The sequence below is a fragment of the Flagellimonas meishanensis genome (assembly GCF_019880545.1).
Classification (GTDB): domain Bacteria; phylum Bacteroidota; class Bacteroidia; order Flavobacteriales; family Flavobacteriaceae; genus Flagellimonas; species Flagellimonas meishanensis.
The window spans coordinates 1110125-1124383 of the sequence record NZ_JAINVW010000001.1 but is presented as its reverse complement, the minus strand read 5'-3'; the positions used below and the strand labels follow the sequence as shown (position 1 = coordinate 1124383).

Here is a 14259-nt window from a genome sequence, read left to right as displayed (position 1 = left end):
TTTTTGTTCCCTTGCAGATTTACTTTTGGATTATAATGACAACTTATGTGTGATTTAGTTCAAAAATACAATGTGCCGGGTCCAAGGTATACCAGTTACCCAACAGTGCCTTATTGGGATTTGGATAATTTTTCCGGAAAACTATGGAAGTCGTCCGTACTGAAGGCTTTTCAGGAAAACCCGGAAGATGGTATAAGCCTATACATTCATCTCCCTTTTTGTGAGAGCATGTGTACTTTTTGTGGGTGCCACAAACGTATTACCAAAAGGCATGAACTGGAACTTCCTTATGTCAAATCCGTGCTGGGGGAGTGGAAATTGTATTGCGAACTTTTGGAGGCCAAGCCGGTGATCAAAGAGCTTCATCTGGGTGGCGGGACACCCACTTTCTTTTCTCCAGAGCACTTAAAGCTATTGGTTAACGGAATCCTACAACTGGGTAAAAAAGCGGAAAATGCGGATTTCAGTTTTGAAGGACATCCCAACAACACCACCAAAGCCCACTTGGAGGCGCTATACGATGTGGGGTTCAGAAGGGTCTGCTATGGGGTTCAGGATTATAATGATAGCGTTCAAAAGGCAATAAATAGGATCCAACCCTTCGAAAATGTAAAAAAAGTAACCGATTGGGCCCGAGAGATCGGATACACCTCCGTGGGACATGACATTATTTATGGCCTGCCTTTCCAAACGGTTTCCCACGTCGAGGAAACCATACGAATGACCCAACTATTGAAGCCGGATAGGATCGCATTTTACAGTTATGCCCACGTTCCATGGCTCAAGGGCAATGGTCAGCGGGGATATAAAGATTCCGACCTCCCCTCTACCGAAACCAAAAAGCAACAATACGAATTGGGCAAGAGAATGCTTGTGTCCTTTGGCTACAAAGATGTGGGTATGGATCATTTTGCCCTGCCAACAGATGATCTTTATAGAGCGATGGCGCAGGGCACGTTGCACCGTAACTTCATGGGGTACACCCCTTCCAAGACCAAATTGATGATAGGTCTTGGGGTATCCAGCATCAGTGATAGCTGGTATGGTTTTGCCCAAAATGTAAAGAGCGTGGAAGAATATCAACATTTGGTTGCGCATGGCATAATCCCTATTTTTAGAGGACATATTTTGAACTCCGAAGATCAACTGATCAGAAAGCACATTTTGAACATCATGTGCCGGTTTGAAACCTCTTGGGAAAACCAGGACACCCAAGTAGTGGACTTTCAAAAGATCATTGAAAATTTAGTGGAATTGGAAACCGATGGCCTTGTGGTCATTGGCCCCGACCATATCAAAGTAACCGAAAAGGGAAGGCCATTTGTTAGAAACATCAGTATGGCCTTCGATTTAAAATTACATAGAAAACAACCAGAAACCCGAATATTTTCCATGACCGTTTAACCTAAAAAACAAGAAAAATGAAAAGCATCATTGTACCTGTAGATTTTTCAGAACAGTCTGAATATGCCCTTAAAGTGGCCGGTTCGCTTGCCAAAAAGAACAATGCCGAGTTGTTCGTGCTCCACATGTTGGAGCTGTCACCTGCCATTATGAGCGAATCGGGCTACGTGTCCCAAGAGCAGGTGGTACACCTAATCAGGATAGGAGAAAAACGATTTAACGATTTTTTGGACAAACCCTATTTGAAAGGAGTGAACATCATCCCCGTGATCAAGCACTACAAAGTGTTCAGTGAAGTGAACGAGGTTGCCGAAAAACACAAAGCAGATCTGATCGTGATGGGCTCCCATGGCACAGATGGGCTCCAAGAGATTTTTATTGGATCCAATACCGAGCGTGTTGTGAGAAATTCCGATGTCCCCGTTTTGGTCATCAAGGGCGCGATTGACAAATTTGAGCCCAAAAACTTTGTCTTTGCCTGTGATTTCCAGGAAGAGAACATTCCAGCCCTTAAAAAAGCATCGGAGATGGCCAAATTGCTGAAGTCGGAACTCATTCCGGTCTATATAAACACCCCGGGGGACGAATTCCTGAGTACCTCCGATGCCTACGATAAAATTTCCTTGTTCCTGAAAAAGGCAAATATGGGACTTGAGGTGGAAATTTACAACGATTATACCGTGGAAAAAGGAGTGCTCAATTTTGCCGAATCCATTCATGCGGACCTCATCGGCATTCCCACCCATGGCCGTAAGGGATTGTCCCACTTTTTTATGGGAAGCATTGGAGAGGACATTGCCAATCATTCCAAAGCCCCAGTGATCACCTTCAAGATTTAGGGATTGTTCCTTTCGATGGAATTGGAACAGCAAGGGAGGTGCCTACGGCACCTCCCTTGCTACTTTTCATGAGTTCTTTCTCACTTGAACCTTGCGTTCGCCTCTCTTTCCAAAGCCTCCCTGTGGTCCGGATGCGCTATGGAGACCAAGGCCATGGCCCGTTGCCTCAAATTCTTCCCAAAAAGATTCACGACACCATATTCAGTGGCCACGTAGTGCACATGTGCCCGAGTGGTGGTAACCCCAGCTCCCTGTTTCAAAAAGGGGGTAATCTTGGAAACGCCCTTCTTTGTGGTGGAAGACATGGCAATGATAGGTTTCCCACCTTTGGACAGTGATGCGCCACGAATAAAATCCATTTGTCCCCCAACACCTGAAAACTGGTAACCGCCAATGGTATCCGCACAAACCTGCCCGGTCAGGTCAATTTCTATGGCGCTGTTGATGGCCGTTACTTTTGGATTCCTTCGGATTCGTGCCGTATCGTTGGTATATCCAGAATCCCGAAAATCGCAGATAGGGTTATCGTCGATAAAATCATAGAGTTTTCGGGAGCCAACCGCAAAACAGCTGACTATCTTTCCCTGTTTGACCGTTTTTTCCTTACCATTGATGACCCCACTTTCTAGCAACGGAAGCACACCGTCAGAGAACATTTCGGTGTGGATTCCAAGATTTTTATGGTTTCCCAAGTTGGAAAGCACGGCGTTGGGTATGTTACCAATTCCCATTTGAAGCGTTGCGCCATCCTCGATCAGGGAGGCCACGTGCCTACCAATTTGATGCTCCACCTCCGAAATTTCCGAAGGCTCGTGTTCGTGTATCGGCCTATTGACCTCCGTGGCAAAAACAATTTCATCCTTGTGCACAATGCCTGTACCATGGGTTCGGGGCACCTGCGGATTTATTTGCGCCACGATTTTCTTCGCGGTCCTAACGGCGGGGAGGGCTACATCCACCGATACCCCCAAAGAACAATATCCGTGTTTATCCGGTGGCGACACTTGCACAAAGGCTACATCCAGCGGCAGGTATTCCTCAGCAAAAAGCCATGGGATCTCACTCAAAAACACTGGGATATAGTCCCCATGGTCGTTGTTTACCCAACTTCTTACGTTGCCCCCCACAAAACAACAGTTAAGGTTAAACGCTTTTTGATAGGGCTCCCGGGTATATTTGGCATCTCCTTCGGTGTGTATGGAAATGATTTCCACATTTTCAAGCTCATTGTGCCTTTCGCATAGGGCATCAACAAGTTCATTCGGGGTCATGGCCGCTCCCTGTACAAACACCCGATCACCGGATTTAACGATTGAGACAGCTTCTTCAACTGTTGTTATTTTCATAGTTTCTGTGCTAGCTATTATGGTTAAAAATAAGAAGGATCATCCCAAACGACAATCCTTCCCATCCATTTTAAAATGAAATTTATGCTAATGCTGTGATAATCTACCAGTGGCACAACTCATAAAGGATTTTGCCTTTGTGGAAAAACTGTTATCGTCCCCCACAGCAGGATAACCCATATGCTTAAGTGATTCCTTTGCCCGTTCCATAACACTATTTGAAACAGCTTGAAGAACAACTTCGTTCTTTTCCAAGTTCACCTGCACCTTTGAGAGGCCATCCAACTTTTCCAGATTCCTTTTGATGGTGTTGGCACAACCTCCACACTTCAAGTTTTGAATTACAATAGTGGTCATCATCGGTTATAACATGGTTTTTGGTTCAACATACTTCGAAATCTCAACGTTTTTATTCTTTATGTCATCAAACCCGCCTGAAACATCAACAAAATTTTCCCAGCCGCGTTGTTTTAGTATGGATGCCGCAATCATGCTGCGATATCCTCCTGCACAATGTAAGATGAACTCATTGTCTTTTGGAAATTCAGCCAAATGATCGTTGATGGCATTCAGTGGAATGTTCACCGCCCCAATCACATGTTCAGCGTCAAATTCACTCTTTTTACGTACATCGATCACCAAGGGTCGACTGGCATTGTAGACACGCTCAAAAGCATTGGCATCCATGCGCTGTACCTTGTCCATTTCCTTTCCGGCCTTTTTCCAAGCCTCGAAGCCTCCCTCCAAATAGCCCAACGCCTTGTCGTAACCCACGCGGGCCAAACGGATGATGGCCTCTTCCTCCTTGCCGGGCTCACACACCAGCAATATTTCCTGTTTCACATCCGGTATCATTTCCCCGACCCATTGGGCAAAATTTCCCTGAAGGCCTATGTTGATGCTGTTCGGAATAAACCCCTTTGAAAACGATTCGGCATTTCTGGTGTCCAAAACCAAGGCATTCGTTTCCTTGGCCGCAGTTTCGAAAGCATCCGGGGACAATGGATTGGAGCCACGGTCCATGATCGTATCGATACTTTCATAGCCCTTGATGTTCATGAGCACGTTCTGCGGAAAGTATCCAGGAGGCGGGGTCAGTCCCTCCAACAATTCTTGGATAAATTCCTCCTTGGTCATATCTGGACGAAGGGCATAATTGGTCTTTTTTTGATGTCCCAAGGTATCGATGGTCTCGCTGCTCATTTTTTTACCGCAGGCAGATCCTGCCCCGTGGTTGGGATAAACAATGAGATGGTCGCTCAATGGCATAATTTTATTTCGGAGGGAATCGTACAGGTACCCTGCCAACTTTTCTTCCGTGAGTTCGGAGATCACATGCTGCGCAAGGTCTGGTCTACCAACATCCCCAATGAACAAGGTATCACCGGTGATGATGCCATGTTCCTTGCCATTTTCATCAATTAGGAGGTAGGTGGTACTCTCCATGGTATGTCCCGGCGTATGGATTACCTTCACTTTGTAATCTCCTACCTTGAACAACTGTCCGTCTTCGGCAACAAGCGCATCGTATCCGGGCTTGGCGGTGGGTCCAAAAACGATGGTGGCCCCTGTTTTTTCTTTCAAGTTCAAATGACCACTGACAAAATCGGCATGGAAATGGGTCTCAAATACATATTTTATCTTGGCCCCGTCCTTTTCGGCGCGGTCAATATACGGCTGAACCTCTCTCAAGGGGTCAAAAATGGCCGCTTCGCCCTTGCTCTCCAAATAGTAGGCGGCGTGGGCCAGGCATCCTGTATAAATCTGTTGTACTCTCATGGTTTTGGAATTTTGTTTAACTGTTTAAAGGTAGATTTTGGTCTCCTTTGGTTCAGTAACATCGGTTGCAAAACTGGTATTTTTTTACACTATAAAACATGATTTTGGTCAGGGAAGCGTTTGTTTTGAAGAAACCCAATATTTCAATGGCATTCCAAATCAGTTGTAACCACTTCAACCTTGGGAGGTGCCTTTGGTGACACATACGGAATACCCAAGCCCATTCCACGCAGAATGAACAATGTTCCGATAAGTATGACGAAAACGGGCACCAGCTTTTGAATCATCTTTCTGGTTTCCCCTCTCAAAAATGAACTGAAAAATACGACCGAGGTCATCAAGGGTATGGTCCCCATGCCAAACAAGGCCATGTAGAGCGCCCCCTGCCACGGGTTGCCCAAAGCTATTGCTCCCAAAAGGGCCATATAGACCAACCCGCAGGGTAAAAATCCGTTTAAGAATCCGATGGTCAAAAAAGTGTCCGGTGTTTTTTTTCGGAGTTCGCTGCCTAATCTGGATTTTACTTTGGAAACAAGACCATAAATGGGCCGAGCCGCCCCTAATCGTTGCAGGTATTTTCCAGGCAGCAAGACCAATACGATCATTAAAGCTCCTATTACGATGGACAATTTCTGTTGAAAGTCAAATAGATACAATCCGCGGCCAACAAATCCAAAAACCAGCCCCATGGATGCATAGGCAAGTGCCCTACCCAAATGATATACGCCCATTTGCATCAACTTTTTTGCCTTGTTATCCCTATCCAGAGGCAACATAAAGGCAATGGGGCCACACATGCCCAAGCAGTGCAGGCTGCCCAAAAGTCCCAAGACCAAAGCTGATGCAAGCATATCAGTATACTAATTTTTCTTTATGCAAAAAGGAATTGCCATCATAGTTCCACGCAATGGTAATGTCCCAGCGACCGTCCACCAAGCTATTGTCAGGTATGAGCAAATGTGTTTTGGACAAACTTATTGGAAAGTCTATATCCAAATGCTTGTTAGACGGTCTGTATAGGGACACTTTGCCCTTAATTTTGTTGGGGTCCATGTGCTTTGGAAACTGAATTGTTATTCCCTTTTCCGATTTTTCCACGGTAAGTTGTACTCCCATGGAAGCTGCCTTTTTAGTGGCATCTATTTCTTGTTGATAGTTCAATTCCTTTTTATAATACTCTTCCGTTACCAAATCGTGGTTGGCCCGATCATCCGTGCTCATTCTGTATACAAAATATAGGATGAAGGTTATAAATGCGATAAATGCCAATACAATTCCGGTTCCCCAATTTATCTTCATGTTGTTTCTTGTTAATTATAGCTTCTAGGTGCCAAAAACTGTGTTATCGTGGTCTCAATGAGCTTACCCCCACTGTAGACTCCTATTTCCAATTTGTCCTTGTCGCCCGTGAGCGCTGAATTGTTTATCTCTATGAACAAAGTGCCCTCGGCCAGTTCCTGCGCCGGGACCATAAAACTGTCGTGCGATACCATTTTTATGGTGCCCTTGTGCGAATGCAGTTTAAAGGTCACATCTTCGATATCCTTACTGGTTTTGTTCATCAACTTGTAGGTGTACACATTGCTGATGATATTATCGGCCTTTCGTTCGTACAGCTGACCTGGTAGTCGCAATATATTGGCTTCCAACTCATTCCTCAAAAAGAGCATCCCGATCAACAGGCCTATCAAAACGGTCAAAACGGCGGTATACCCTTTCATTCGTGGGGTAAACCTGAACTTGGCTTTCTTTGTGATTTCATCCTCACTGGCATAGCGAATCAACCCTCGTGGTTTGTTTATGCTATCCATAATATGGTCGCACTCATCGATGCAAGCGGTGCAGTTGACACATTCCAACTGGGTGCCATTGCGTATATCGATACCCGTGGGGCATACATTCACGCATTGGAAGCAGTCAATGCAATCTCCATGGCCCAATGCGTCCCGGTCCTCATTTTTTCTGAATTTTTTACGCCCACTCTCGCCTTCCCCACGCTTATGGTCATAGGCCACTACAATGGACTTGTCATCCAAAAGAACCCCTTGAAGCCTTCCGTACGGGCAAGCAATAATGCACACCTGTTCCCTGAACCAGGCAAAAACAAAATAGAACACGGCGGTGAAAATCAGCAAGGGTACCATAGTCCCCAAATGAGCCATTGGTCCGTCGATTATGTACCGAATGAGCTTATCGCTCCCTATCAAATAGGCAAGGAACACGTTGGCAATCAAAAAGGAAATAATGAAGAACACGGTCCATTTCAACACCCTTTTTCCAATTTTTTTACCATTCCATGGTGCTTTGTCCAATCGTATTTGGGCACCTCGGTCCCCATCTATCCAAAATTCAATCCTACGGAAAACCATCTCCATGAAAATGGTCTGTGGACACATCCATCCACAGAAAATCCTGCCATAAGCCACGGTGAACAGTGCAATAAAAATCACCCCGATGATCATGGAAACGACCACTAGATGAAAATCCTGGGGCCAAAAAGGAAAACCAAAAATATTGAACCTGCGCTCCAATACATTGAAAAGCAGAAACTGGTTGCCATTTATTTTGATGAAAGGCGAGGCCAACAAAAACAAAAGCAACCCGTAACTTACGTACTTTCTATATTGGTAAAAACGTCCACTGGGTTTCTTGGGAAAAATCCAGGCCCGTTTGCCTTCCTTGGTTATAGTTCCTATGGAATCCCTGAAATTTTCTTCCTCCATTGCAATTGTATCATCAAGGAACAGGCCTTATTGTGAATGGCCTTTTGTCCCCACTACTTATTCATGGCCACATCGGTCGAGTCAGAGACTTGTTCCGTTGCAGGCGTTTCTTCCGATTGTGGTGCGTCTGGGTCTACCCAAATTTCACCTTCCGGTGCCTTGGGATTGGCCGGCGTGTTTTCGCCCAAGGTCAATACGTAGCTGGCCACTTGGGCCATCTCTAATGGTTTGAGCGTCTGTTTCCAGGCTACCATCCCTTTACCGTCCCTTCCTCCTTCGGAAATGGTATTGAAGACGTTCTTGATGCCTCCGCCCAAAATCCAATATTCATCGGCAAGGTTAGGCCCAATTCCGCCACCACCATCAGCCATGTGGCATACCACGCAATTTTGCACAAAAATCTTTTCGCCAGCGGCCAAGTCCGAAGCATCGGTCAAAAATTCAACGGTATTCACATCCACCAAATTCTTGGCTGTTTTTTTGTATTCTTCAATGGCCATCTGGGCGGCTGCGACTTCCTGTTCATATTCCAGCGCTTGATCATAATCCCCAACTATATGGAATCGAACCAGGTATACCACACTGAAAATGATGGTAGCATAGAAAAGATATACCCACCATGGGGGCAATACGTTGTCCAACTCCCTGATTCCGTCATAGTTGTGGTCCAAAATAATCTCCTCTTCCCGTTCAAGGGAGCGACTTTTGGTAAGACGCTGGTACAAGTTTTTGGCCCATTTCCATTCCACTTTCTTGCTTTTAGAGGCCAGATAGCGTTCCTTGCCCTCCTCGGTCAAGGTCTGGAACATGATGTTTTCCACAGACTTTACAATAAGCTCTATGGCTATCAACAACATCAAGACCATGAACATGAAAAACTGCGTGATAGGATATTCAATAATGGCCGGTTTTTCACCGGAATCGATGAAATATTCCATCAATCCGAAGATCAAAAAGAATAGTACGGGGACCCGAATCCACCAAGGTGTTCTTGTGCTCATAATATTATGGTTTGTTTTGTTGATTACTATTGTCCAAGGGCAGTTCCTCCATCTCCTTTATGTGCTCTTTTGAAGCGGAAAATACCCACCAAAACAAGGCCACAAAAAACAGAAAGAATATCAAAAGGGATATCATGGGATAGTTGGCAACGCCCTCTATGCTTTCCATATGATTCTTTACAAATTTCAACATGGTTCTATTAGCTTTTAGATACAAGAATCAAGACGTGATAGGTATAGCCCATCGTTTTGTCTTGGTCTTGGCTCATGGTTCATTTTTTATTCTTTATTCTCTGAAAGCAATTCTTCAGTTTCCTTTACTTTAATATCCGTACCCAAACGCTGTAGGTAGGCAATAAGCGCTACAATTTCACGGTCGCGCATCTCTACGAAGTCTTCCCCGTTTTCTTGGGCATATTTTTTATCCGCTTCGTATGTCCTTGCAAATTCGGGATCTGCGTAGAGGTTCTGTTCTATCTGAGCGGCTTGGATTGCCATAGCTTCCTGGGCATTGGCAATGTCCTCCTCGGTATAGGGAACCCCTAGTTTCACCATTACCTCCATTTTGCTCTCCACCTCACTCCGATCATGTTTATCCCTTACCAACCATTGGTAGGCAGGCATTATGGAGCCGGCAGAGGTGCTCTGTGGATCGTACATATGGTTCAAGTGCCAATTGTCGGAATACTTTCCACCAACCCGGAGCAAGTCGGGGCCCGTACGCTTGCTTCCCCACAGGAACGGGTGGTCGTAAACGAATTCCCCAGCCTTGGCATACTCTCCATAGCGTTCCACTTCGCTTCGGAAAGGTCTTATCATTTGTGAGTGGCACCCAACACATCCCTCACGGATGTAAAGGTCCCTTCCTTCCAACTCCAATGGGGTGTATGGTTTTACGCTGGTGATTGTCGGGATGTTTGATTTCACCAAAATGGTGGGCACAATCTGAACAATTCCCCCAATCAAAATGGCGACAGTGGCCAATATGGTCAACTGTATCGGCCTTCTTTCCAACCAGTTGTGGAAAGTTTCTCCTGCCACCCTGCCTTTGGCAACCCTGGTCAAGGCCGGTGCTTCAGCAAGTTCGTCTTCCACCTTGCTTCCCTTTCTGATGGTCACTATCACATTATAGATCATTATAAGCATACCCACAATGAACATGCTGCCTCCAATGGCCCGCATCCAGTACATGGGTATAATCTGAGTGACGGTTTCCAAGAAGTTACCGTATACCAAGGTTCCATCTGGATTGAAATCTTTCCACATCAATGCTTGGGTAAATCCGGCTACATACATGGGCAGAGCGTAGAGCACAATACCCAAGGTCCCTATCCAAAAGTGGAAGTTCGCCAGCCCTTTGGAATACAGCGTAGTCTTGAACATTTTGGGAACAAGCCAATAGATCATACCAAAGGTGAGGAACCCATTCCAGGCCAGTGCACCCACGTGTACGTGGGCAATGATCCAATCACTAAAGTGGGCGATGGCATTTACATTTTTCAAGGATAGCATGGGCCCTTCAAAGGTGGCCATACCATATCCGGTAATAGCGACCACCATGAATTTTAGTGTGGCGTCGCTACGCACTTTGTCCCATACCCCACGAAGTGTCAACAACCCATTGATCATACCTCCCCATGAAGGTGCAATCAACATGACGGAAAAGACAACACCCAGGTTCTGGGCCCAATCTGGCAATGAGGAATACAGCAAGTGGTGCGGTCCTGCCCAGATGTAGATGAAAATCAATGACCAAAAGTGGACTATGGAAAGTCGGTATGAATAAATTGGCCTATTGGCCGCTTTGGGAACGAAATAGTACATCAATCCCAAGAAGGGGGTAGTCAGGAAAAATGCCACAGCATTGTGTCCGTACCACCATTGCACCAGGGCATCTTGTACTCCTGCATACACCGAATAACTTTTCAATGCGGATACAGGCAATTCCAAACTGTTGAATATATGCAATACGGCTACGGTGACAAAAGTTGCCAGATAGAACCAAATGGCCACATATAAATGCCGTTGTCTTCTTTTTAGGATGGTACCGATCATGTTCCAGCCGAAGGCTACCCAAACCACGGCAATCGCCAAATCAATGGGCCACTCCAGCTCTGCGTACTCTTTGGATGTGGTATAGCCCAACGGCAATGTTACCGCAGCGGCCACTATGATCAATTGCCAGCCCCAAAAATTGAAGTTGCTCAGAAAATCACTGAACATCCTGGCTTTAAGTAGTCGCTGGAGCGAATAGTAGACCCCGGCAAAAATGGCGTTACCAACAAAGGCAAAAATCACCGCATTGGTATGCAATGGCCTAATTCGGCCAAAACTCAACCATGAAATGCCATCCGTTACGTTGGGGAACAAAAACATAAAGGCCAACAATAGGCCCACCAACATACCGACCACACCCCAGAGCATGGTGGCGTATAAGAACTTCTGTACGATCTTGTTATCGTAGCTAAACTGCTGTATTTCCATATTTATTGGTTTGTACTTTTCGTTTGACTGGATTTTGATTTGCTGTCCGTGTCGTCTTGATGACTCACAATTTCATCCTCGAAGAGCATGCGGACGGAAGGTGTGTAGGTGTCATCATATTGTCCGCTTTTTACAGAAAACAAAAAAGCGGCGAAAAAGGCCAGCGCAACAGAAATGCTTATGGCCAATAACACATAAATGACACTCATACCTGATTTAATTTAGGCGTAAAACTAGTTTTATGGTGATGTTCAAAAAATGACATTTATCACATTTAGAATTATTTTAATTGCTTACCGACCCAATTTGTGCCAAGTGTGGTGAAGGCCACAATGCTTATGGAACTCAAAGGCATCAAAATTGCAGCTATGACAGGTTGCAATTGCCCCGTAACGGCGAAATACAGTCCTACCAAATTATAAGCCAGTGACAGCAAAAAGCTGAGCTTTATAATGCGCATGGATTTTTTTGACAACTTAATGAGCCTAGGCAATTTGTTTAATTGAGAAGCATCCAAAATGGCATCACATGCTGGGGAAAACACATTGATGTTTTCGGATACCGCCACTCCAACATCGCTTTGGGCCAGTGCTCCCGCATCATTGAGTCCATCACCAACCATAAGTACGTTATGGTGTTCTTGCTTCTTTTTGATATGGTTGAGCTTATCCTCCGGTTTTTGGTTGAACAGCATTTCGGCATCCGCGGCAAGTAGGTGTTGCAACTGTTGACGCTCCCCATCATTATCGCCCGAGAGGATGCCCAATTGCATCCGCTGGGCCAGCTCCCCAAAAAGTTGCCCAACCCCATCCCGATAGGCATTCTTGAACACAAACTTTCCCTTTATATGCGCATCGGAACTGATGTAAACCGCGGTATTGGACGTGGTCATGGAACCTTGCTTTCCCACATAGGCCGCGGAGCCAACCTTCATGGAATGGTCTTTGACGCGCCCTTCAATTCCTTTTCCAGTATGTTCCTGAAACTCATCCAAGGTCATTATTTCATTGGATTTTAGAATGTCGTAAAGCGACCGGCTCAATGGGTGGTTTGATGCGCGAAGTGTGGTCTTCAGCAATGCGGTCTCCTCTTCCGTCAGTTCCATGCCCTCATATAAAATCGTGTCCCTATGGGTGGTGGTCAATGTTCCAGTTTTGTCAAAAATGACCATATTGATCTTGGCCAGCCTTTCCAAGGTATTTGTGTTTTTTAGATAGAATCCATATTTGCCGAATATGCGGAGCATGTTTCCCAAAGTAAACGGGGCGGCCAAGGCAATCGCGCAGGGGCAAGCTATGATCAATACGGCCGTAAAGACATTCAATGCCATACTGGCGTCATAAATCAACCAGTATACCGTTGCTAGGGTTGCAATGGTCAACACTGCGATTGTAAAACGTTTTCCGATACTGTCGGTAATGGTCTGAAACTGGCTTGCCTTGTCCTTTGAGAAAACCGAATTGGCCCACAGCTGGGTGAGGTAGCTCTGAGAAACGGATTTCAGGACCTCAACCTCCAAAACTCCTCCAAGTTGTTTGCCGCCGGCAAACATTTTTTCGCCGGGCTCCTTGGTCACGGGGCGCGATTCCCCGGTTACAAAACTGTAGTCAATTTCGGCTATGCCATTGACCAAGCTACAATCCACTGGTATTATTTCCTGGTTTCTGACCAAAATATGGTCCCCGGTCTTTACTTTGTAAATCTGAACGTTCTCTTCCACTCCGTTTTCCTTTAAACGTGTAACAGCGATGGGAAAATAGGATTTGTAGTCCCTCTCAAAGGAGAGATAGGCATAGGTTTTCTGCTGAAAGAATTTCCCCAAGAGCAGAAAAAACACCAGTCCCGTCAAACTGTCAAAAAAACCTGAACCCAAATCAAACATGATATCTGCCGTGCTTCTCAAGAAGAGGGTCAGTATGCCTAGGGCAATGGGCACATCAATGTTCAGCAATTTGGAGTGTAATCCCTTGTAGGCGGATATGAAATAGTCCTTTCCTGCATAGAGTACCACTGGAACGGAAAATGCGAACATCAACCACCGGAAGACCGGTTTATATTGGTCCAGCCAAAATTCCTCCACTTCAAAGTATTCTGGGAAGGACAGCAGCATGACATTGCCAAAGGCAAATCCGGCCACGCCGAGTTTATAGATAAGAGATCTATCCACCCCGGCTTGCTTTTTATTGTAGGATTCCAGTGAAATATTCGGTTCATAGCCTATACTGCCCAGCAACAGCACCAAGGCCTTTAATGAGATGGTATCTGTTCGGTAGGCTACCCGGATGGTTTTCTTCGGAAAATCGACCTGCGAACTGGAAATGCCTTTATGCAGTCGATTCAGATTTTCCAATACCCAAATGCAGGAACTGCAATGAATGGAAGGAATGCCCAAGTTGACCACTTGTACGCCTCCTTCATCAAACTCTACCAGCTTCTCCATAATTTCCAAGTTGTCAAGGAAATTGTATTTTCCTTCGATAGCATTGGGAGTGGTCCCTGCCCTGGCCTCTATGTCATAAAAAGTGGACAATCCATTGGTGGTGAATATCTCATAAACGGTCTTGCATCCGTTACAGCAAAAATCCCGCTCGTCAAAGCGGACGTGCTGTTTTCCGCATTGATCCCCACAATGATAACATGTAGTGTTTGTCATTTACATTTGCTTACCTTGGACAAAATTGAG

Annotated in this window: 13 protein-coding genes; 2 read left to right on the top strand and 11 right to left on the bottom strand. The window is 45.5% G+C overall.

Annotated elements, in window-relative coordinates:
* Positions 1–45: 45 nt before the first annotated feature.
* Positions 46–1404: an oxygen-independent coproporphyrinogen III oxidase gene (gene hemN / locus K7G75_RS05085; RefSeq protein ID WP_222983133.1), complete on the top strand. Its 1359-nt coding sequence runs from the start codon at positions 46–48 to the stop codon at positions 1402–1404.
* A gap of 17 nt (positions 1405–1421) precedes the next feature.
* On the top strand, positions 1422–2243 hold the full coding sequence (locus K7G75_RS05080; protein WP_222983132.1) for a universal stress protein: 822 nt from the start codon (positions 1422–1424) through the stop codon (positions 2241–2243).
* 80 nt (positions 2244–2323) lie between these two features.
* Here K7G75_RS05080 and K7G75_RS05075 read toward each other — a convergent pair whose 3' ends face one another.
* From K7G75_RS05075 to K7G75_RS05025, 11 genes are all read right to left on the bottom strand, one after another.
* Positions 2324–3589, bottom strand: a complete 1266-nt coding sequence (locus tag K7G75_RS05075; protein ID WP_222983131.1) for an acetyl-CoA hydrolase/transferase family protein — start codon at positions 3587–3589, stop codon at positions 2324–2326.
* Positions 3590–3676: 87 nt separating this feature from the next.
* Positions 3677–3949, bottom strand: coding sequence for a heavy-metal-associated domain-containing protein (locus tag K7G75_RS05070; RefSeq protein WP_222983130.1), 273 nt, complete (start codon positions 3947–3949; stop codon positions 3677–3679).
* Between the two features lie 3 nt (positions 3950–3952).
* Positions 3953–5368: an MBL fold metallo-hydrolase gene (locus K7G75_RS05065; RefSeq protein ID WP_222983129.1), complete on the bottom strand. Its 1416-nt coding sequence runs from the start codon at positions 5366–5368 to the stop codon at positions 3953–3955.
* 143 nt (positions 5369–5511) lie between these two features.
* Positions 5512–6219, bottom strand: a complete 708-nt coding sequence (locus tag K7G75_RS05060; protein WP_222983128.1) for a sulfite exporter TauE/SafE family protein — start codon at positions 6217–6219, stop codon at positions 5512–5514.
* 1 nt (position 6220) lies between these two features.
* The gene (locus tag K7G75_RS05055) at positions 6221–6667 is read right to left on the bottom strand and encodes a FixH family protein (RefSeq protein WP_222983127.1); all 447 of its coding nucleotides are present in this window, start codon (positions 6665–6667) and stop codon (positions 6221–6223) included.
* Between the two features lie 11 nt (positions 6668–6678).
* Positions 6679–8091, bottom strand: a complete 1413-nt coding sequence (gene ccoG / locus K7G75_RS05050; protein WP_222983126.1) for a cytochrome c oxidase accessory protein CcoG — start codon at positions 8089–8091, stop codon at positions 6679–6681.
* Between the two features lie 53 nt (positions 8092–8144).
* The gene (locus K7G75_RS05045) at positions 8145–9092 is read right to left on the bottom strand and encodes a cbb3-type cytochrome c oxidase N-terminal domain-containing protein (protein ID WP_222983125.1); all 948 of its coding nucleotides are present in this window, start codon (positions 9090–9092) and stop codon (positions 8145–8147) included.
* A 4-nt stretch (positions 9093–9096) separates the two neighbouring features.
* The gene (locus tag K7G75_RS05040; RefSeq protein ID WP_222983124.1) at positions 9097–9285 is read right to left on the bottom strand and encodes a CcoQ/FixQ family Cbb3-type cytochrome c oxidase assembly chaperone; all 189 of its coding nucleotides are present in this window, start codon (positions 9283–9285) and stop codon (positions 9097–9099) included.
* An 86-nt stretch (positions 9286–9371) separates the two neighbouring features.
* Entirely contained in the window at positions 9372–11576 is a 2205-nt protein-coding gene (ccoN, locus tag K7G75_RS05035) for a cytochrome-c oxidase, cbb3-type subunit I (protein ID WP_222983123.1), read from the bottom strand.
* 2 nt (positions 11577–11578) lie between these two features.
* Positions 11579–11785 (bottom strand): cbb3-type cytochrome oxidase assembly protein CcoS, encoded by a 207-nt coding sequence (gene ccoS / locus K7G75_RS05030; protein ID WP_222983122.1) that lies wholly within the window; start codon positions 11783–11785, stop codon positions 11579–11581.
* A gap of 71 nt (positions 11786–11856) precedes the next feature.
* On the bottom strand, positions 11857–14229 hold the full coding sequence (locus tag K7G75_RS05025; protein WP_222983121.1) for a heavy metal translocating P-type ATPase: 2373 nt from the start codon (positions 14227–14229) through the stop codon (positions 11857–11859).
* Positions 14230–14259: the final 30 nt, after the last annotated feature.

Excerpts from the sequence above, each read along its gene's own strand:
- hemN (WP_222983133.1), top strand. The coding sequence starts at position 46 with ATGTGTGATTTAGTTCAAAAATACAATGTGCCGGGTCCAAGGTATACC.
- K7G75_RS05080 (WP_222983132.1), top strand. The coding sequence starts at position 1,422 with ATGAAAAGCATCATTGTACCTGTAGATTTTTCAGAACAGTCTGAATAT.
- K7G75_RS05075 (WP_222983131.1), bottom strand. The coding sequence starts at position 3,589 with ATGAAAATAACAACAGTTGAAGAAGCTGTCTCAATCGTTAAATCCGGT.
- K7G75_RS05070 (WP_222983130.1), bottom strand. The coding sequence starts at position 3,949 with ATGATGACCACTATTGTAATTCAAAACTTGAAGTGTGGAGGTTGTGCC.
- K7G75_RS05065 (WP_222983129.1), bottom strand. The coding sequence starts at position 5,368 with ATGAGAGTACAACAGATTTATACAGGATGCCTGGCCCACGCCGCCTAC.
- K7G75_RS05060 (WP_222983128.1), bottom strand. The coding sequence starts at position 6,219 with ATGCTTGCATCAGCTTTGGTCTTGGGACTTTTGGGCAGCCTGCACTGC.
- K7G75_RS05055 (WP_222983127.1), bottom strand. The coding sequence starts at position 6,667 with ATGAAGATAAATTGGGGAACCGGAATTGTATTGGCATTTATCGCATTT.
- ccoG (WP_222983126.1), bottom strand. The coding sequence starts at position 8,091 with ATGGAGGAAGAAAATTTCAGGGATTCCATAGGAACTATAACCAAGGAA.
- K7G75_RS05045 (WP_222983125.1), bottom strand. The coding sequence starts at position 9,092 with ATGAGCACAAGAACACCTTGGTGGATTCGGGTCCCCGTACTATTCTTT.
- K7G75_RS05040 (WP_222983124.1), bottom strand. The coding sequence starts at position 9,285 with ATGTTGAAATTTGTAAAGAATCATATGGAAAGCATAGAGGGCGTTGCC.
- ccoN (WP_222983123.1), bottom strand. The coding sequence starts at position 11,576 with ATGGAAATACAGCAGTTTAGCTACGATAACAAGATCGTACAGAAGTTC.
- ccoS (WP_222983122.1), bottom strand. The coding sequence starts at position 11,785 with ATGAGTGTCATTTATGTGTTATTGGCCATAAGCATTTCTGTTGCGCTG.
- K7G75_RS05025 (WP_222983121.1), bottom strand. The coding sequence starts at position 14,229 with ATGACAAACACTACATGTTATCATTGTGGGGATCAATGCGGAAAACAG.